The 17360-nt window shown below is 66.2% G+C and carries 16 protein-coding genes and 1 tRNA gene; 13 read left to right on the top strand and 4 right to left on the bottom strand.

What is annotated here, in order from left to right; all coding sequences use genetic code 11:
- Positions 1 to 149 precede the first annotated feature (149 nt).
- Positions 150 to 584 (top strand): group II truncated hemoglobin, encoded by a 435-nt coding sequence (locus tag ACK543_RS03460; protein WP_409941467.1) that lies wholly within the window; start codon positions 150 to 152, stop codon positions 582 to 584.
- Positions 585 to 1020: 436 nt separating this feature from the next.
- A complete protein-coding gene (locus tag ACK543_RS03465) occupies positions 1021 to 1998 on the top strand; it encodes a DNAJC11 domain-containing protein (protein ID WP_409941468.1) in 978 nt (325 codons plus the stop codon).
- Positions 1999 to 2342: 344 nt separating this feature from the next.
- Here ACK543_RS03465 and ACK543_RS03470 read toward each other — a convergent pair whose 3' ends face one another.
- From ACK543_RS03470 to radC, 3 genes are read right to left on the bottom strand one after another with little or no spacing between them, the layout of a single operon-like run.
- Positions 2343 to 3014: a Smr/MutS family protein gene (locus ACK543_RS03470; RefSeq protein WP_409941469.1), complete on the bottom strand. Its 672-nt coding sequence runs from the start codon at positions 3012 to 3014 to the stop codon at positions 2343 to 2345.
- Positions 3015 to 3066: 52 nt separating this feature from the next.
- Positions 3067 to 4335, bottom strand: a complete 1269-nt coding sequence (locus ACK543_RS03475; protein WP_409941470.1) for an esterase-like activity of phytase family protein — start codon at positions 4333 to 4335, stop codon at positions 3067 to 3069.
- Positions 4332 to 5045 carry a RadC family protein gene (radC, locus tag ACK543_RS03480; protein ID WP_409941471.1) on the bottom strand — a complete coding sequence of 238 codons (714 nt, stop codon included), beginning with the start codon at positions 5043 to 5045 and terminating at the stop codon, positions 4332 to 4334. Before radC ends, ACK543_RS03475 begins: the two co-directional genes overlap by 4 nt.
- 99 nt (positions 5046 to 5144) lie before the next feature.
- Here radC and ACK543_RS03485 point away from each other — a divergent pair, with 99 nt between their 5' ends.
- Both ACK543_RS03485 and ispH read left to right on the top strand, forming a co-directional pair.
- On the top strand, positions 5145 to 5609 hold the full coding sequence (locus ACK543_RS03485) for a peptidylprolyl isomerase (RefSeq protein ID WP_409941472.1): 465 nt from the start codon (positions 5145 to 5147) through the stop codon (positions 5607 to 5609).
- On the top strand, positions 5609 to 6604 hold the full coding sequence (gene ispH / locus ACK543_RS03490; protein WP_409941473.1) for a 4-hydroxy-3-methylbut-2-enyl diphosphate reductase: 996 nt from the start codon (positions 5609 to 5611) through the stop codon (positions 6602 to 6604). The genes ACK543_RS03485 and ispH overlap by 1 nt, the downstream gene beginning before the upstream one ends.
- 171 nt (positions 6605 to 6775) lie before the next feature.
- Here the strand turns inward: ispH and ACK543_RS03495 are convergent, their stop codons facing one another.
- Positions 6776 to 7486, bottom strand: a complete 711-nt coding sequence (locus ACK543_RS03495; RefSeq protein WP_409941474.1) for an HPP family protein — start codon at positions 7484 to 7486, stop codon at positions 6776 to 6778.
- 351 nt (positions 7487 to 7837) lie between these two features.
- Between ACK543_RS03495 and ACK543_RS03500 the strand changes: the two genes are divergently transcribed.
- From ACK543_RS03500 to ACK543_RS03540, 9 genes are all read left to right on the top strand, one after another.
- Complete coding sequence (locus ACK543_RS03500) at positions 7838 to 8779, top strand: threonine/serine dehydratase (RefSeq protein ID WP_409941475.1); 942 nt, start codon at positions 7838 to 7840, stop codon at positions 8777 to 8779.
- A 160-nt stretch (positions 8780 to 8939) separates the two neighbouring features.
- Complete coding sequence (gene serS / locus ACK543_RS03505) at positions 8940 to 10262, top strand: serine--tRNA ligase (RefSeq protein WP_409941476.1); 1323 nt, start codon at positions 8940 to 8942, stop codon at positions 10260 to 10262.
- 134 nt (positions 10263 to 10396) lie between these two features.
- On the top strand, positions 10397 to 11464 hold the full coding sequence (selD, locus tag ACK543_RS03510; RefSeq protein WP_409941477.1) for a selenide, water dikinase SelD: 1068 nt from the start codon (positions 10397 to 10399) through the stop codon (positions 11462 to 11464).
- Entirely contained in the window at positions 11464 to 12573 is a 1110-nt protein-coding gene (gene mnmH / locus ACK543_RS03515) for a tRNA 2-selenouridine(34) synthase MnmH (RefSeq protein WP_409941478.1), read from the top strand. Before selD ends, mnmH begins: the two co-directional genes overlap by 1 nt.
- Positions 12574 to 12705: 132 nt before the next feature.
- A tRNA-Ser gene (locus ACK543_RS03520) sits at positions 12706 to 12795 on the top strand.
- Between the two features lie 352 nt (positions 12796 to 13147).
- On the top strand, positions 13148 to 13426 hold the full coding sequence (locus ACK543_RS03525; protein WP_409941479.1) for a DUF1778 domain-containing protein: 279 nt from the start codon (positions 13148 to 13150) through the stop codon (positions 13424 to 13426).
- A gap of 89 nt (positions 13427 to 13515) precedes the next feature.
- Positions 13516 to 13932 (top strand): GNAT family N-acetyltransferase, encoded by a 417-nt coding sequence (locus tag ACK543_RS03530; RefSeq protein ID WP_409941480.1) that lies wholly within the window; start codon positions 13516 to 13518, stop codon positions 13930 to 13932.
- Between the two features lie 455 nt (positions 13933 to 14387).
- Positions 14388 to 15230, top strand: a complete 843-nt coding sequence (locus ACK543_RS03535) for a transporter substrate-binding domain-containing protein (protein ID WP_409941481.1) — start codon at positions 14388 to 14390, stop codon at positions 15228 to 15230.
- Positions 15227 to 17074 carry a diguanylate cyclase domain-containing protein gene (locus ACK543_RS03540; RefSeq protein ID WP_409941482.1) on the top strand — a complete coding sequence of 616 codons (1848 nt, stop codon included), beginning with the start codon at positions 15227 to 15229 and terminating at the stop codon, positions 17072 to 17074. The genes ACK543_RS03535 and ACK543_RS03540 overlap by 4 nt, the downstream gene beginning before the upstream one ends.
- Positions 17075 to 17360 lie beyond the last annotated feature (286 nt).

Raw genomic sequence — 17360 nt, forward strand, 5'->3', positions numbered from 1 at the left:
ATGCACTTGCCAGCACCGCTTTTGGAGCGCCATGCGGTGTTGCTCCTCCTTGCAGGCACGAGCCTGCCGCGTCGTCGCGCCTTGCCTGGCGCCCCAACAGCAGCGCTGGCAAATGCATCCAACTGCCGTTTTTAGGTTCAATCATTGCCATGACTTCAGAACTGACCGACACCGGAGCCTCCACGGGGGATGGCTCCGTTTCTCCCGCCAACCCGTTCGAATGGATCGGGGGCGAAAGCCGCGTGCGGGCACTCACCGAGCGCTTTTATGACCTGATGGACCTGGAGCCAGCCTACGCCGAACTGCGCGCAGCGCATGGCTCGGACCTGACCCAGGCGCGGCAAAAGCTGTTCATGTTTTTGTGCGGCTGGCTGGGCGGCCCCTCGTACTACACCGACCAGTTTGGTCACCCGCGGCTGCGTGCGCGCCACCTGCCGTTTGCCATCGGCATCAAGGAGCGTGACCAGTGGGTGGCCTGCATGGATCAGGCCATGGGCGAAACGGGTGTTCCGCCCGCTCTGCGTACCCGGCTGCGCGAGAGCTTCATGGGCACCGCAGACTGGATGCGCAACAAAGGCGTGTAGGCGGCAGGGTGCGCCGCATAGGATCGTCGCGAGAGCTGTTTCAACGACGGCATCCAGAGTCATCCAAACATGGCTTGAAGGCGTTACGGTGGACAAGGTCGGTCGCCTCGGGCGGCCAGTGGCAAGCCGTTTCGCCCCGTCTGTGCACACGCCGTGCGCTGTGGGCGGTTTGTTCGCGTGCCACTGCGTCGCTGGGGCATGTGCCGCTCGCGCAGTGCCCGTGTGGGCTGCGTTGCACAACTGGAAACACATGGCACAAATTTGGTCTGCCGAATGCCCAATAATCCCCGGCGACTGCCAGGGCTTTGTGGCTATGGTTGGCCCTGATCTGAGGCCCCGCCGGACCGGGGTGGTCTTACGCGGGCGATGCCCAGCCGGGCGCAGCGCTGGCGCATCTCGCACAGCGCGGCGATACCCATAACCTGAGGAGATTTTGATGATGACGCATTCGATGGTGCTCCGCTGGTGGGCAGCCCTGCTATTGCTGGTGGGGCTGGTGGCTCCGGCCATGGCCCAGCGTGGCGATGGTGGTGCCTACCAGATTCTGAGCGCTCGCTACGGCACGCCTGAGAGCAACGTGGACGTGACGGACCGCCTGCGCGACCTGGCCCGTCTTGACGTGACCATCCGCGTGAGCAACGACACCTTCGGGGTCGATCCGCACCGCAACCGCCCCAAGGCTCTGCGCATCTATGCCCGCGATCCTCGCGGTTACACCCGCACGTTTGAATACCCTGAGGGAAGCAATGTGGATGGCAGGCAGTTCTCTGCCTGGTCTAACGGCAGCTGGGGGCAAGGCAGTGGCGGTGGCAACTGGAACGGCTACCCCGGTGGCGGACGGCCCGACGATGGCGAGTTCGTCATCCTGCAGGCCATGTACGGCACGCCCGAGCAGCATGTGGACGTGACGCGCCGCCTGCGCGACCTGGCCCGCCGCGATCGCGCCATTCAACTGACCAACGACACGTTTGGCGTAGACCCCCACCGCGGACAGCGCAAGACGCTGCGGATTCATGTGCGCACCCGCGATGGCCAGACGCGGGTGTTTGAGTATCCCGAAGGCAGCACCATCGACGGCGCGCGTTTTTCCGGCTGGGGTGGCGGCAACTGGGGCAATGACGGCTGGAACGGCGGCTGGACTGGCAGTGGTGGCGGCCTGTATCCCCCGCCCGGCATGGGCGGCGGCCTGGAGATCGTGCAGGCCATCTACGGTGTGGACGGCCGCTCGATCGACATGACCGACCGGCTGCGCTCGCAAGTGCGGGGCGACCGGCTTTCGGTGCGGGTGGAGAATGACCTGGCGGGCTACGACCCCGCCCCCGGCACGCCCAAGGTGCTGTGGGTCACCTACCGTGTCAACGGCCGTGAATACCGCGTCAACGTGCGCGAGTCGGACTACCTGCGGTTGCCCTGACACCGCCCGCTGTTGCTGACAGCGCGGAGGAGATCACACACCGGCCAGCGCCTTGCAACCAGGCGCTGGCCGGTTTTTCATGCGCGCTTGCAACGCCACAGGCCATGCGGCCCGGACCCGCGACATCGGGCCATGGTGGTTGTTTGCTATGAATGTGATAGCTAAAAAGGCTTCATGGTCGCGCGTAACTGCCTTTTTTGACTATGATTTTTCGGGAGCTGGCCCCCGGCGACGCCCCGCGCGGTGGGCGGGCGCGCCCGGGAGCCCGCCTGCGTTGCCCCGGGTGCCATAGCGGTCAGCGGTGGGTTGCACCACGGCGTGGCCGCGCATGCCTGCGCCTGCCGTCACGGCCTTTTGCGCATGACCGGCTGCAGCAGCACCACCAAAGCCCCTGCGCCCCCGTCGGCCGGGCGCGCCTGCACAAAGGCCAGCACTTCTTTTTTCTGCACCAGCCAGCGCTGCACGCGGCCCTTGAGCACCGGGGTTTTGCCGGGCGAGCCGAGCCCCTTGCCATGCACGATGCGAACGCAGCGCAGGCCGGTGCGGTGCGCCAGGCGGATGAAGTGGCCCAGGGCCTCGCGGGCCTCGTCGGTGCGCAGGCCGTGCAGGTCCAGTTGACGCTGGATGCTCCAGTAACCAGCGCGCAGTTTGTGCGTGACATCGCGGCCAATGCCGCTGCGCCGAAAGCTCAGCTGGTCGTCCACATCCAGCAGGGTCGATACGTCGAACTCATCGCTGATGGCTTCGCGCAGCACGCGCTGTTCATCCAGCTCGCGTTGTGCGGGTAGCGGCTCGGGTGGCTCGGGGGTGTGCCAGCGGCGGTCGTGCTGGCCCAGCAGCGGCTGCACGGGGCCCACGGCCAGCTGGAACATGTTTTTCTCTGCCCGGGCGCGGCGCTCCGCCTCCGCGCGCTCCTGGCGCAGGCGGTTTTCGTGGGCGGCACGCGCGGCAAGCGCTTCGCGCAGCGGCTTCAAATCCTGCAGTGATCGGGCTTGGAGCGGGCGTGTCGTCATCATGAAGCGGTCGGTTGTACCCGAATCCGGCGCACTGGGGCATCGGAAAGCCGACTTACCGCTCTGGCGTCGGGGGGATGTACTGGGCCGCAATGAACTGCGTGACCTGCCCCGGGTTGAAGTTGTCATCGCTCACAAACACCAGGGTGCGAGCACCGCCTGGCAGCACGGGGCCCCAGGTCATGCCTTCGAGGTTGTCGACCGGCGAGATGCCCAGCGCAGCAAAGTCGGCTACCAGTGTTTTGGGTACCGGCACATGGTTGCCCGGTGCAAGCTGAGCCCGGGCCAGCGTGTTGGTGCCCGCGCGGGTGTCGATGCGGTACAGCCGCACCGAAAAGCCCGCGCCTGCGCTGTAGCTGCGCTCAAGCACCAGCAGATGGTGCTTGCCGTCGGCCAGCACCTCGCTGATGCCCACCGTCTCGGGCCCCACGGGCAGCGGCCGTGCGTGGTGCACGGCGTCGGGCTGGTAGGCGATCTGGCGCAGCGCGCGGCCCGTGGCCAGCTCCACCAGGGTGAGTCGAACCGGGCCGCCCTGAGCCGTGTGGGTTGGCAGCGGGCCGTCCTGCACCCAGGGCAGCTCCATCGCCAGCCAGGCCTTGCGCCCACCGGGCAGCAGCGCCAGCCCTTCGAGCGTGCCGTTGTTGCGCGGGCCGCTTTGCCGATCGGCAGCAGGCGCGAAGCTGGCGGGCAGCGCAATGTCGCGCACGGCAGTGCCATCGGCGTTGTTGACACGCATTTGGGGCCCAAACCCACGGGCGAAGTCGCCTTCGCTGGTCCACACGAACTGCCGCGCACCGGGCAGCCAGCGCACAGCTTCGGCGTCTGGCGCATCCATGCCGGACGCGGCCCGCCGCGAGGAGGGATAGGGCACGCCCGTGGCGTGAAGCAGGTGTTGCACCTGCAGCCATTGCGGCGGCTGCAAGGTGTGGGCATCCAGCGGGATGCGGGCGGTGTACACCCGGGCGGGAGCCCGGAGCGAGCGATCGTCGCTGATGAGCAGGTATTGGTCGCTGGCCGCGTCGTAGTCGATGCCCGAGAGCCCGCCCAGCGGGGTGCCCAGCAACTCGATGCCGCTTGGGATGTTGACCGTGCCGATGATGCGAAGGGCAGGGCCCTGGGCCTGGGCCGCGGCGTGGCTCGCCTGCGCCGTGGCAGGGCTTGCCTGCGCCGCAACATGGCTCGCCTGCGCAGCAACATGGCTCGCCTGCGCGATGGGCAAGGGGGCGGTGGCCTCGGGCGGCACGCGGCTGCCGCAGCCCGTGGCCAGGGTCGCGGCCAGCGCGGCCGCCAGGGCCAGTCGGCCCACCATCCGCACCGGGCTCACAGCAATCCCTTTTCAGCCATCGACAGGGCCTGGCCTGGCGCCACGATGACATGGTCGAGCACGCGCACATCCACCAGCGCCAGGGTGGTCTTGAGCGTCTGCGTCAGGGCTTCGTCGGCCCGGCTGGGCTGCACGCTGCCGCTGGGGTGGTTGTGCGCCAGGATGACCGCGGCGGCCTGGTGGTGCAGCGCGCGCAGCACCACTTCGCGCGGGTACACGCTGGTCTGGGTGAGCGTGCCGCGAAACAGTTCTTCCATGGCCACCAGCCGGTTCTGGCTGTCGAGAAACAGCACCGCAAACACTTCATGCCCCTTGGCCGCCAGGTGCAGTTGCACGTAGTGTTTGACGGTGTCGGCCGAGTCGAACACGGCGCGCTCGCGCAGCTGCTGGGCCAGGGCGCGCCGGGCCAGCTCCAGCACCGCCACCAGCTCGGCGCGCTTGGCCGGGCCCAGGCCCTTGATGCGCGCCAGGTCTGACGTGGTGGCGTGCAGCAGTCCGGCCATGCCGCCAAAGCCGCCGCCGGGCTGGCCGGTGACCGGATCGGCGGCGGGTGGAGCGAGGAGTTCCTGAGCGAGCTGCAGCACGCCTTTGCCCACGATGCCAGTGCGCAGCAAGATGGCCAGCAGTTCCGCATCGGCCAGTGCGCCGGGGCCGCGGGCCAGCAGTTTTTCGCGCGGCTGGGCGTCCGCGGGCAGGTCTTTGAGGGGCATGGAGGGAGGGGGCTGGGTGTCCAGGGCCGGGCGGCGGCTGCGTTGATGTGAGGGCTTTGCCCGGTTTTCTACAATGCAGTCCAGTTTATCGGGACTTCCATGACCTCTATCGACATCGCTGTGCCCACGGTTCAGCCTGGCTCGTTTCTCACGCTGCACTACCGGCTGGCCGGTCCCTCGGGCAACGTCATCAACACCTTCACCGACAAGCCCGCCACGCTGTCGCTGGGCACCGGAGAGCTGTCGCCCGCGGTGGAGCAGCGCCTGCTGGGGCTGGCCGAGGGCACGCGTGCCACGTTTGAGCTGCCTGCGGGCGAGGCCTTTGGCGAGCGCAATGCCGACATGCAGCAGTGGGTGGCCCGCAAGCTGCTCAACCAGTTGGGTGACCCGCACGAGCAATACAGCGTGGGCGATGTGGTGCAGTTCCCCACGCCGGACGGCCTGGGCAGCTATGCCGGGGCCGTGCAGCAGGTGCGGGAGGACGGCGCGGTGCTGTTTGACTTCAACCACCCGCTGGCGGGCCAGCCGGTCACGTTTGAAGTCCAGGTGATTGGAATTTTGTGATGAGCGCTCCGCAAGAAATCCTCCTGGCCGAGCCGCGCGGCTTTTGTGCTGGCGTTGACCGCGCCATTGAGATCGTCGAGCGCGCGCTGCAAAAGTTTGGCGCGCCCATCTATGTGCGCCATGAAATCGTGCACAACACCTACGTGGTCAATGACCTCAAGGCCAAGGGCGCGATCTTCATCGAGGCGTTGTCGGACGTGCCGCCCGGGGCCACTCTGGTTTTCAGCGCCCACGGCGTGAGCCGCGCGGTGCAGCAGGAGGCCGAGGACCGTGGCTTCACCATCTTTGATGCCACCTGCCCGCTGGTGAGCAAGGTGCATGTGGAGGTGGCCAAGCTGGCCAAAGAGGGCTATGAGTTCATCATGATCGGCCACAAGGGGCATCCCGAGGTCGAAGGCACCATGGGCCAGCTGGAGAGCGGCATTCATCTGGTGGAAGATGTTGCCGATGTGGCCCGCGTGCAGCCGGCGCAGACGCACAAGCTGGCCGTGGTCACCCAGACCACGCTGTCGGTGGACGACGCCGCAGAGATCGCCGCCGCCGTGCGCGCCCGTTTCCCGCAGGTGCGCGAGCCCAAGCAGCAGGACATTTGCTACGCCACGCAAAACCGGCAGGACGCCGTCAAGCTGCTCAGCCCGCAGGTGGATGTGATGATCGTGGTGGGCAGCCCCACCAGCTCTAACAGCACCCGTCTGCGTGAACTGGCCGCCAAGCTGGGCACCACGGCCTACATGGTCGACAGCGCCGACGAGTTGCGCGCCGAGTGGTTTGGCGGCGCGGTGCGGGTGGGTTTGACGGCAGGCGCATCGGCCCCGGAAATCCTGGTCACGCAGGTGATCGACCGCATCAAGCGGCTGGGTGCCGTGTCGGTGCGCACCATGTCGGGCATTCAGGAAACCATCAAGTTCCCGCTGCCCAAGGGGCTCAAGATCGACGCGGCCACGGGCCTGGAGATCCGCCAGCGCACGCCCGAGACGGGCCCCGGCGCGCACTGAGCACGTCCGGGTGCCATTGTGTTGCCCCGCTGCGGCCTGCCCGGTGCGCCCGCGATCGCCGCCAACGCCCTCTGCGTGCTTTGCTATTAAAAATATAGCTGATGTTCTAGGCGCGCCGTGCGTAACCGCCCAATTTGATTCGGATTTTGAGCACAAACCCGGGTGAGCGGCCTACAGCGCGACGGCGGGCCCGCTCCACAGGTCCAGCGGCGGGTCGGCTGCCACCGCGCGCAGGATGTCGGTGCGCGAGATAAAGCCCGCCAGCACGCCCGCCTCGTCCGTCACGGGCAGGCCGGGCAGGCCGGTATCCAGCAGCACCGCCGCGACCCTGCGCAGCGCGGCGTCTGCGGACACCGTGGGCACGGGGCTCAGCATGACCTCCGACACCGGGCGACGGGCGAGCTCAATCGCCTGTTTGATCGCGCCCGGCTCGGGCAGCAGGTCCAGCGGTGCCATGTCGGCGCGCAGCAGCAGGCCGATCACGCGCCCCAGCGCATCCACCACCGGTGCCTGCGCCACATGGTGCTCGGCCAGCGTCTGCCAGGCGTTGTTGACCAGGGCGTCGGGCGGCACGCTCAACCCGCCCACGGTCATCACGTCGCTCACCAGGGTCAGCGGCTGGCGCGCTGGCGGCGGGCCATGCTCGGTCTGGGCGTAGGCGTTCACGGCGTCCTGCATGCGCAGATTCGTGGCCGTGGGGGGGCGGGGCGTGGCCGGGGTTGCTGGCAGGCCCGCTGTGGGGCCAGGCGTCTCAGCGTCCGCATCCATGGGGCGGGTGCGCAGGGCCTGCGGCCGTTCCACGCGGCGCACGGCCGAGATGCGCGCCAGGTTTTCCGGCCCACCGCGGAACATCTGGCCCGAAGGTCCAAACACAAAGAACATGGTTCCTCCTGAATTGCCGACCCGCACTTGCGACCGCCTGCAACAGCCATCCCGGGTGATCGGCTTGCCCGGGAGCCTGTCGGACTTGGAAGTCGTCGGCTGCCAATTGACCGCCAATCGACCGCACCGCTCCATTTTTTACCGCCTTTTTGCCCATCGCGCGGCTATGGGGCTGCACATTCGGCAAAAACGGTCCTCGCTCTCGCCGATTCTCGCTTTCGATGCTCCAGGTCCGACAGGCTCCTGGGCTGGGAATTCAGCGCAGCGGGGTACGTTCAGGCGCTGCGCCCCGTTTTGCGCCATGCCAACCCCTCTACACTGCCCGTCATTGTGTCCCTGCCGAGCCCCCGCATGATTGATCGCGCCGCCATTTCCACCGCACGCCAGCAGCTGGGCACCCGCCCTGATTTTCTGCGCACCACGCCGCTCATGCGCCTGCCGGGCCGTGCACTGGGGGTGGATTGCGCCGAGGTGTGGCTCAAGCTGGAGCAAACGCAGGTGGGCGGTAGCTTCAAGGCCCGCGGCATGCTCTACCGCCTGCTGGCCAACCCGGTGCCCGACAGCGGCGTGATCATTGCGTCGGGCGGCAACGCGGGCATTGCCGTGGCGGCCGCCGCGCGGGCCCTGGGCGTGCGCTGCGAGGTGTTTGTGCCCGAGGTGTCGCCCGAGGCCAAGCGCGCGCGCCTGCGATCGCTGGGGGCCGAGGTCGTGGTCACGGGCGCTGCCTATGCGCAGGCATTGGAAGCCTGTGTTGCGCGCCAAAAAGCCACCGGCGCGCTGCAGGCCCACGCCTACGACCAGCCCGAGGTGGTGGCCGGCGCGGGCACGCTGGCGCTGGAAATGCAAGAGCAGGGCGGCCGCCTGCCCGACAGCGTGCTCGTGAGCGTGGGCGGCGGCGGCCTGATTGGCGGCGTGGCAGCCTGGGTGCAAAGCCACGCCCATGTGGTGGCGCTTGAGCCTGAGCGCGCGCCCACCCTGCACGCCGCCCGCGCTGCGGGCCATCCGGTCGATGTGGAGGTGGGCGGTCTGGCCGCCGACTCGCTGGGCGCACGCCGGATCGGCAGCATCTGCTGGGACATCAGCCAGCGCCATGTGCACGATGCGCTGCTGCTGCCCGACGACGCCATCCGCGCGGCGCAAATCTGGCTGTGGCAAGAACTAAAACTGGCCGTGGAGCCCGCCGCCGCGCTGGGCCTGGCCGCGCTGCAAACGGGTGCCTACCAGCCCCAGCCGCAAGAGACGGTCGCGCTGATCCTGTGCGGCGCCAACTTCGATCCGGCAACGCTCAACTGACCCGGCCCACGCGGGGCGCTGCAACGGGCGCGGCCCACGCCAGCGCCCCCGCGCAAGGGCCGCCCCGCCGCGCCGGGGGCGTCCCTCCTGTGGGGGGAAGGCGCGAAGCGACTCAGGGGGGACTCCAATGCCCGACTCAGGGGCGCTCTAAAATCCTGTGATGCTTGACATCCTCCTTCTCCGCAAAGACCTCGACACCGCCATCGCGCGCCTGGAAACCCGCAAAAAGCCCCAGGCTTTCCTGAACGTGCAAGCGTTCCAGTCCCTGGAATCCGAGCGCAAGACGCTGCAAACCCGCACCGAGGAATTGCAGGCCCAGCGCAACCAGCTTTCCAAGCAGGTGGGCATGCTGATGAGCCGGGGCGACAAGGACGGTGCCGAAGCCACCAAGGCCCAGGTGGCCGCAGGCAAGGTGGAGCTGGAGCAATCTGCCGCCCGCCTGGAGCAGATTCAGACCGAGCTGCAGACCATGCTGGCCGCAGTGCCCAACCTGCCGCACGAGTCCGTGCCCGTGGGCAGCGACGAGCACGGCAACGTCGAAGTGCGCCGCTGGGGCACCCCCGCCGCCTTTGCCTTTGCGGTGAAAGACCATGTGGATGTGGGCACGCCCCTGGGGCTCGATTTCGACATGGGCGTCAAGCTCTCGGGGTCGCGCTTCACGGTGATGAAGGGCCCCATCGCCCGCCTGCACCGCGCCCTCAGCCAATTCATGCTCGACCTGCAGACGCTCGAGCATGGCTACACCGAGTGCTACGTACCCTACGCCGTCAATGCCGACTCGCTCAAGGGCACCGGCCAGTTGCCCAAGTTTGAAGGCGACCTGTTTGCCGCCAAAAAGGGCGGGCAGGATGGTGAGCCCGTGCCCGACAACGCCGCGCTCTACCTCATCCCCACCAGCGAAGTGCCGCTGACCAACTTTGTGCGCGACCTGGTGGTGGCCGAAGCTGATTTGCCCATCAAGCTCACGGCCCACACGCCCTGCTTTCGCTCCGAGGCCGGCAGCTATGGCCGCGACACACGCGGCATGATCCGACAGCACCAGTTCGACAAGGTCGAGATGGTCCAGATCGTGCACCCCGACAAAAGCTACGAAGCACTGGAAGAGATGACCCGCCACGCCGAGGCTGTGCTGCAAAAGCTCGGCCTGCCCTACCGCGTGATGAGCCTGTGCACCGGCGACATGGGCTTTGGCGCCGCCAAGACCTATGACCTGGAAGTGTGGCTGCCCGCCCAGAACACCTACCGCGAGATCAGCTCGGTGAGCAATTGCGAAGCATTCCAGGCCCGCCGCATGCAGGCCCGCTTCAAGAACGCGCAGGGCAAAAACGAACTGGTGCACACCTTGAATGGCTCGGGCCTGGCCGTGGGCCGCACGCTGGTGGCTGTGCTGGAAAACTTCCAGCAGGCCGATGGCAGCGTGGTCGTGCCCGAGGTGCTGCGCCCCTACATGGGCGGCGTTTCGGTGCTGGCACCCGCCGCCTGACCGCACCCGCCCAACCCCGCGCCGGGCTCAGGGCGCAACGAACCGGGCCGGTCACGATCGCAAGAACGTGGCCGGCCCTGGTGTTTTAAGGGGGCCGCAAGCTCAACGGTTGGTCGATTCGGGACAATGCAGGCATGACACCTCCTGCCATAACCCCCGATGCCGCCGCCAGCGGCCCCATTCGCCTTACCCAGTACAGCCACGGCGCGGGCTGCGGCTGCAAGATCAGCCCCAAGGTGCTCGACGTCATCCTGGCCGGCAGCGGCGCCCAGCACCTGGACCCGCGCCTGTGGGTGGGCAATGCATCGCGCGACGATGCCGCCGTGTACGCGCTGGACGACGAGCGCGGTGTGGTTTCCACCACCGATTTTTTCATGCCCATCGTTGACGACCCGTTCGACTTCGGGCGCATTGCCGCCACCAACGCCATCAGCGACATCTACGCCATGGGCGCCGACCCGCTCATGGCCATTGCCATCCTGGGCTGGCCGGTGAACGTGCTGCCGCCCGAGGTGGCGCGCGAGGTGGTGCGCGGCGGGCGCGCGGTGTGCGATGCGGCAGGCATCCCGCTGGCGGGTGGGCACTCCATCGATGCGCCCGAGCCCATCTTCGGCCTGGCCGTGACCGGCGTGGTGGACAAGCGCCACATGAAGCGCAACGACACCGCCACCGCAGGCAGCCGCCTGTACCTCACCAAGCCGCTGGGCATTGGCATCTTCACCACCGCCGAGAAAAAGGCCCTGCTGCGCCTGCAGGACGTGGGCGTGGCGCGTGATGTGATGTGCGCCCTGAACAAGCCCGGCAGCCGTTTTGGCAAGTTGTCTGGCGTGACGGCCATGACGGACGTCACAGGCTTTGGCCTGCTGGGGCATCTGGTCGAGATGGCCGACGGCAGCGGGCTGACGGCCGTCATCGACGCTGCTGCCGTGCCCCGCCTGCCGGGCGTGGAGCACTATCTTGAGCATGGCTGCGTGCCTGGGGGCACCCTGCGCAACTTTGACAGCTACGGCGCGCGCATCGCCCCGCTGGTGGATGCCCAAAAGCACCTGCTGTGCGACCCGCAGACCAGCGGCGGCCTGCTGGTGGCCGTGGCACCGCAAGGTGACCGTGAGTTTCTGGCCGTGGCGGCCGAACTGGGCCTGCCGCTGCAGCCCATCGGCGAACTGGTGGCACAACGGCCCCTGGCCGTCGAGTTTTGCTGATGGCCGACATCGTGAGCGATCTCCGGCACATCTTCCTGAACGATGTGCCCCTGATGGATGTGCGCGCGCCGGTCGAGTTTGTTCAGGGGGCTTTTCCTGGCGCGGTGAATTTGCCGCTCATGAACGATGACGAGCGTCAAAAGGTGGGCACCTGCTACAAGCAGCGTGGCCAGCAGGCAGCGATTGCACTGGGGCACCAGTTGGTGTCTGGCGACCTCAAGCGGGCGCGGATCCAAGCCTGGGCAGGCTTCGCGCAGGCGCACCCGCAGGGTGTGCTGTACTGTTTTCGAGGCGGACTGCGTTCGCAAATCACCCAGCAGTGGCTGCACACCGAGGCGGGCCTGGCCTACCCGCGTGTCATGGGCGGCTACAAGGCCATGCGCGCCTTCTTGCTGGAGACCACAAAGGCGGCGGCGCAAGAGTGCGATTTGATCGTGCTCAGCGGCTCCACCGGCACGGGCAAGAGCGAGGTGATCGCCGATCTGCCCAACGGCATTGACCTGGAAGGCCATGCCAACCACCGTGGCTCCAGCTTTGGGCAGCGCACCACGGCACAGCCCACGCAGATCAACTTCGAGAACCAGCTCGCCATCGACTTCCTGAAGAAACGCGCGCGCGGCCATGAGCAGTTGGTGCTGGAAGACGAGGGCAAGCACGTGGGCAGCCGGGCTGTACCGCTGGAGCTGCGCCAGCGTCTGGAGCGCGCGCCCATCGTGTACCTGCACGATGCGTTTGATGCGCGGGTGGACCGCATCCTGCGCGACTACGTGGTCCTGCAATGCGCCGAATTTGCCGCGCTGCATGGCGCGCAGGCAGGTTTTGACGCCTATGCCGCGCGTCTGCTCACGAGCCTGGACAAACTTGCGCGTCGCCTGGGAGGCGATTTGCACCAGCGCCTGCGTCAGACCATGCAAGCGGCGCTGCGGCAGCAGCAAGCCTCCCACGACGTGGCTCTGCACCGTGACTGGATCACCGTGCTGCTCACGCACTACTACGACCCCATGTACGCGTATCAACGCCAGGGCCGCGCCGGCCGTATCGTGTTCGAGGGAGATCGGGCAGCCGTTTGCGCCTACCTGCGCGAGGGCCTCCGGGTGCGCGTCACCTGAACCAGGCATCCGGCGCAGACCTGCGCGCGTGCATGCGTCATGTCAAGGCGCTGCCCCCGAAACCGCTGACCTGGCGTCCAGTCTGTTCCAGGGGGTGCTGAATCTGGCTATAATCCGTCGCTTCGACACACAGGAGAGGTGGCAGAGTGGTCGAATGTACCTGACTCGAAATCAGGCGTGGTGGCAACATCACCGTGGGTTCGAATCCCACCCTCTCCGCCAAACAACTGCGCCCGCATTAGCGGGCGTTGTTGTTTGTGCGGGGACGAGGACCGGCCCTGCGGCCTGTCCGGGAGGGATTCGAAAGGCCGGGCTTGCAAGCCCGGCCGGGGTCGAGGAGCCGAGCGCAGCGAGGCGAGGTGACCGAATCCCTCCGTTTCCGCCAAAAAAAGTCCTGCCAACTCGCTCAGTCGGGTTGTCAGGCGCTAAGAGCCCCGCACCACGCGGGGCTTTTTGCGTGCGCCCTGACTGACCCCATGGTCACCCACCCCCGAACGCCGTCTCAAACCGCGTACTTGTCATGACGTTGTCCGGACGCTATGATGGGGTCAATCGCAATAAAAGCAGGTGCCCCATGACCACAGCCACCCCCTCCAAGTCCGAGCGGATTGATGTCCGCGCCAGCGCACCGGTTAAGCAATTGCTTCAGGAAGCCGCACGCGTGGCGCACAAGAACGTGAGCGAGTTTTTGCTTGATGCAGGCATCACCGCAGCCAACCAAACGCTGGCTGACCGCACCCGCTTCGAACTGGGGGCTCAGCAGTGGAAAGCGTTTCAGGCAGCGCTTGATCGACCGGTTTCCGCCAAGCCCAAGCTCAAGAAGCTTTTGTCTGATCCGGGGCTGCTTGGTTGAGTTCAGGCACTTACGAGTCAGTTCGCAAACTGGCCGGCTCGGATGCCGTCGAGTCCTTTGATTGTGGCCAAGCTGCACTCAACCAGTTTTTGCAGCGCTTTGCCCTAGTCAATCAAAAGTCAAACAGTGCGCAGACCTATGTGTGTTGCCACGGTGGGGTGGTGGTTGGCTTTTTCAGCCTTGCTGTTGGCAGTGTTGACCCTGCAACCGCTGCGCCGCGGGTGATCAAAGGTATCCCCCAACACCCCGTACCTGTCATGATTTTGGCAAGGCTGGCCGTGGATGTTCAGCACCAGGGAGCAGGCTTGGGCAAAGCCTTACTCAAGGACGCTTTGCTCCGTACCGCTCAGGCCGCTGACATTGCAGGCATCCGTGCGCTGCTGGTGCATGCCAAGGATGAAACCGCCCGACAGTGGTACCTCAACTGGGAATTTGAGCCCAGCCCGTCCGATCCGTTTCATCTGTTTCTGCTCGTGAAGGACCTCAAAGCCATGGTGTCTGGCTGAGAAAATGCGCAAGTCGATCTGCGCGTGGTCTTTGCGCAGATACGGATCGCATCTGGAAGTGTTCGAATCCCCGACACCACCAAAAATAGGGGGTCTGAAAACTGAGCGAGTTAGTTGAACAATCGCTTCCGCCCCGCCAGAAAACCTGAAACCCCGCTATCCATTTGGTAGTGGGGTTTTTCTTTTGCTCCATGATGTCAGGGGCGGATGTAAGACGACTTGCCCAATCAAGCCCCGGGCCCATCAACCAAAAAGCCCTACGGTTGAGCAAGCTGCCCGGAGCCACCAAACGCTGGTTGCGCGCCACCCGCTTATCGCGTAACCTGAAAAGCGATCTTTGGTTTCGCTTAGCTGCTGTTATGACCACGCAGCGCAGTGACCGCTTCCCACGTTCCGTTCGTGGTCTCCCTGCCCAGCAGGCCGGGGATGGACCCTAACAGCCGCCACGCCGACCCATGAAATTTTTGCTTTTGTTTGCCTTGCTGTGCGGATCCACGTTCTCGGTGGCAGCGGGCAAGATTCGCTTTGCCCCAGAAAAGGACTACGGCCCTTTTGTTTACGAGGCGGCGGATGGCAAGGTGGTGGGTTTGTCCATCGACATCCTGGAGGAACTCAAGCCGGGGCTGGAGTCGCCTGTGCAGGTGCTCACGCCGCAGCCGCTTTCGGCGATTCTGGAAGCCGCGCAGCGCGGCGAGGTGGATCTGATCTCATCGCTGAGGCCTACGCCTGAGCGGTCGGCCTATCTGGCGTTCACCTCGCCGTATGTGCAGGTTCCGGCGGTGCTGGTGGTACGCCAGAGCGTGAGCCCCGCCAAGCTCAGTGACCTCCATGGCCAGCGGGTGGCGGTGGGCAAGGGCTATGCGGTGGAGGCCTTCGTGCGCCAAACCTACCCGCAGCTGGACTGGCAGGCGGTGCCCGACGATTTGACGGCTTTGCAGGGGCTCATGGCGGGCCATTACCAGGCCGTTGTGGCAGACATTGCCAGCGTGAGCCACCTGTTGCGCCAGCAGCAGGTCAAGGGCGTGCAGGTCTCTGAGGCAGTGGGCTTCGATTACCCCTTGAGTTTTGCGTATCGCAAAACCTTGCCCCAGTTGGGTCGCCAACTCGAAGCCGGGCTGCAACGGCTGGATGACGGCACCCGCCAGAAGATTGTCAAGCGCTGGATTGATGTTTCGGTCCTGGAATTCGAAGACAAGCGCAGGCGGTGGCTGCGATGGGCCGGGATTGTGGTGGCGGCAGTGGCCGCTGCGGCACTGACGGCTTCGTACCTGTTGCGGCGCACCAAGGGCACTGCATGACGCCTTCAGCCCCCTACGGCGGCCCGCGCTCCGGTGCCTGGATTGCGGGCCTGGCCGTTGCGTACGGCCTGCTGGCGGTGCTGTCTTTGTTGCTGGCAGCGCGCCCCGGCCAGATCGCCACCTTATGGTTCGCCAATCCGGTGGGGGTGGTGGCGCTCTTGGCGCTGCAGCGGCGCCAGTGGCCCGCGATGCTGGTGGCCCTGGGGCTGGCGAACCTGCTGGCCAACGTGGCAGTCAAACTGCCGGCTCAAAGCCTGGATGCGGCGACGTGGCTGTCTGCGGCTGCCTTTGTGCCCGGGAACTGTGCCGAGATGCTTTTGGGTGCGCTGGCCTTGGCGGCGGCCGGCATCAAGGCGGCTGATCTGCAAAACCCTTTTCGCCTGACGCTGCTTTACGCGCTGGGTGCCCTGCTGCCATCAATGCTGAGCGCGGTGGCCGGCGCGGCGCTTGTGGCGTCACCGGAGGACTTCGGCCGCGTGTGGGCCACCTGGTTGGCCGGCAGCCTGATTGGCAACGTCGCGGTGCTGCCGCTGGCATTGCTGGTGTGGCTGCAAGGTCCCCAGCGCTTGCTGGCCGTGCTGGCCGACCTCAAAAATCAAGCCCTGCTGTGGCTGGCCGTTGGTGCCACCCTGGTCTCGGCAACCACCTTGCCACATCCCTTCGTGATGGTTTCCATGGTCCTGGGCGTGCTCGCTGCCACGGGTGGCCTGGTATTGGCCGGTATCGGCACTCTTTTGGTGGCTTTGACGATCGGCCTGCTCATCGGGTCCGGCATTTTGCTTTTGCCTCCCTCATCGGGCTGGTGGGCCGACAGCCTCTACTACAGCAGCGTTTTGGTCACACTGCTGCCCGGCATCTTCCTGGCAGCCACGGTCGATGGACTTAGCAAGACGCTGGCGCGCCTCAGCGCCAGCGAGGAAAGGCTGCGCACGCTCTACACCCAGACGCCAGCGATGCTGCATTCGCTCAGTGATGATGGCCGCGTGATTGATGTCAGCCAGCAATGGCTGAGCACGCTGGGTTTTGCAAGAGGCGAGGTTCAGGGCCGCCCGATCACCGACTTTTTCACGCCCGACTCGACTCAAGTGTTTTTGCGCTGGGCGAACCCTCGGCGCACCTGGGCTGGAAGTTCCACCCTGGAGGGCCTGCAGATGGTCAAATCCGACGGGGGTGTGATTGACGTGGTGCTTTCTGCCATCTGGGAGCTGGATGCGCAGGGTCAGGTGGTGCGCCAGCTGGCCGTGGTGGAGGATGTCACCGAGAAAAAGCGACTGGCCGAGCGCAGCCACTTCGCCGAGCATGACGCCCTCACCGGCCTGCCCAACAGGGTGCTGTTGACCGATCGCCTGCAGCAACTGTGCGCCCACCACCAGCGCCACGGCGGGCAGTTTGCGGTGGCCTTCATCGACCTGGATCACTTCAAGACGATCAACGACACCTACGGTCATGATGCGGGTGACCTGCTGCTGAAGGCCGTGGCGACGCGCTTGCAGGCGGCGCTGCGAACACCCGACACCGTCGCCCGCCTGGGCGGCGACGAGTTCGCGGTGCTGCTTCCGGGGCTGGGAGACCGTGGCGCGCTGGAGCGGCTGGCCAACAAAGTCCTGGACCATGTCGCGCTGCCCTGCACCCTGGGGGAAGCGCCAGACGCCCCCGTGGTGGAAGTGGCTTGCAGCGTGGGGCTTGCCCTTTACCCCGAGCATGGCCAGGACGCCGCCACCCTGCTCATGCGTGCCGACCAGGCCATGTATGTCTCCAAACGCGGGGGGCGCAATCGATGGACGCTCTTCAGTCCAGATGGTGGCTCAGGTGGAAGGCCGGGGGCTGCGCCGACATCCCGCTAAGGATGTCCTGCATAACCCTCGCGAGTCGGTGATAGTGCGGATCGGGTGGGGCCGCAAGGCGTCTTTTGGCAGCCAATAGCCGGGCTATTGGCAAGAAAAGCAACGCAGCGGACCGCCCGAGGCCGCGCGGTCACATACCGCAGGGAGTTGGACGAAGCCGCTGCGCGGAGCGACAACCCCGCCATCCGCGGCGATCCCGTAAGGTGTTGGTGCATGCCTCAATGGTAGGGCATGCAGCCCTTCCACCATCGAGGAGAACCGCCCATGTCCAGCCACCCCAGCGGCA

The organism is Acidovorax sp., assembly GCF_046341535.1.
GTDB lineage: Bacteria > Pseudomonadota > Gammaproteobacteria > Burkholderiales > Burkholderiaceae_C > Acidovorax.

Excerpts from the sequence above, each read along its gene's own strand:
- ACK543_RS03460 (WP_409941467.1), top strand. The coding sequence starts at position 150 with ATGACTTCAGAACTGACCGACACCGGAGCCTCCACGGGGGATGGCTCC.
- ACK543_RS03465 (WP_409941468.1), top strand. The coding sequence starts at position 1,021 with ATGATGACGCATTCGATGGTGCTCCGCTGGTGGGCAGCCCTGCTATTG.
- ACK543_RS03470 (WP_409941469.1), bottom strand. The coding sequence starts at position 3,014 with ATGATGACGACACGCCCGCTCCAAGCCCGATCACTGCAGGATTTGAAG.
- radC (WP_409941471.1), bottom strand. The coding sequence starts at position 5,045 with ATGCCCCTCAAAGACCTGCCCGCGGACGCCCAGCCGCGCGAAAAACTG.
- ACK543_RS03485 (WP_409941472.1), top strand. The coding sequence starts at position 5,145 with ATGACCTCTATCGACATCGCTGTGCCCACGGTTCAGCCTGGCTCGTTT.
- ispH (WP_409941473.1), top strand. The coding sequence starts at position 5,609 with ATGAGCGCTCCGCAAGAAATCCTCCTGGCCGAGCCGCGCGGCTTTTGT.
- ACK543_RS03495 (WP_409941474.1), bottom strand. The coding sequence starts at position 7,486 with ATGTTCTTTGTGTTTGGACCTTCGGGCCAGATGTTCCGCGGTGGGCCG.
- ACK543_RS03500 (WP_409941475.1), top strand. The coding sequence starts at position 7,838 with ATGATTGATCGCGCCGCCATTTCCACCGCACGCCAGCAGCTGGGCACC.
- serS (WP_409941476.1), top strand. The coding sequence starts at position 8,940 with ATGCTTGACATCCTCCTTCTCCGCAAAGACCTCGACACCGCCATCGCG.
- selD (WP_409941477.1), top strand. The coding sequence starts at position 10,397 with ATGACACCTCCTGCCATAACCCCCGATGCCGCCGCCAGCGGCCCCATT.
- mnmH (WP_409941478.1), top strand. The coding sequence starts at position 11,464 with ATGGCCGACATCGTGAGCGATCTCCGGCACATCTTCCTGAACGATGTG.
- ACK543_RS03525 (WP_409941479.1), top strand. The coding sequence starts at position 13,148 with ATGACCACAGCCACCCCCTCCAAGTCCGAGCGGATTGATGTCCGCGCC.
- ACK543_RS03535 (WP_409941481.1), top strand. The coding sequence starts at position 14,388 with ATGAAATTTTTGCTTTTGTTTGCCTTGCTGTGCGGATCCACGTTCTCG.
- ACK543_RS03540 (WP_409941482.1), top strand. The coding sequence starts at position 15,227 with ATGACGCCTTCAGCCCCCTACGGCGGCCCGCGCTCCGGTGCCTGGATT.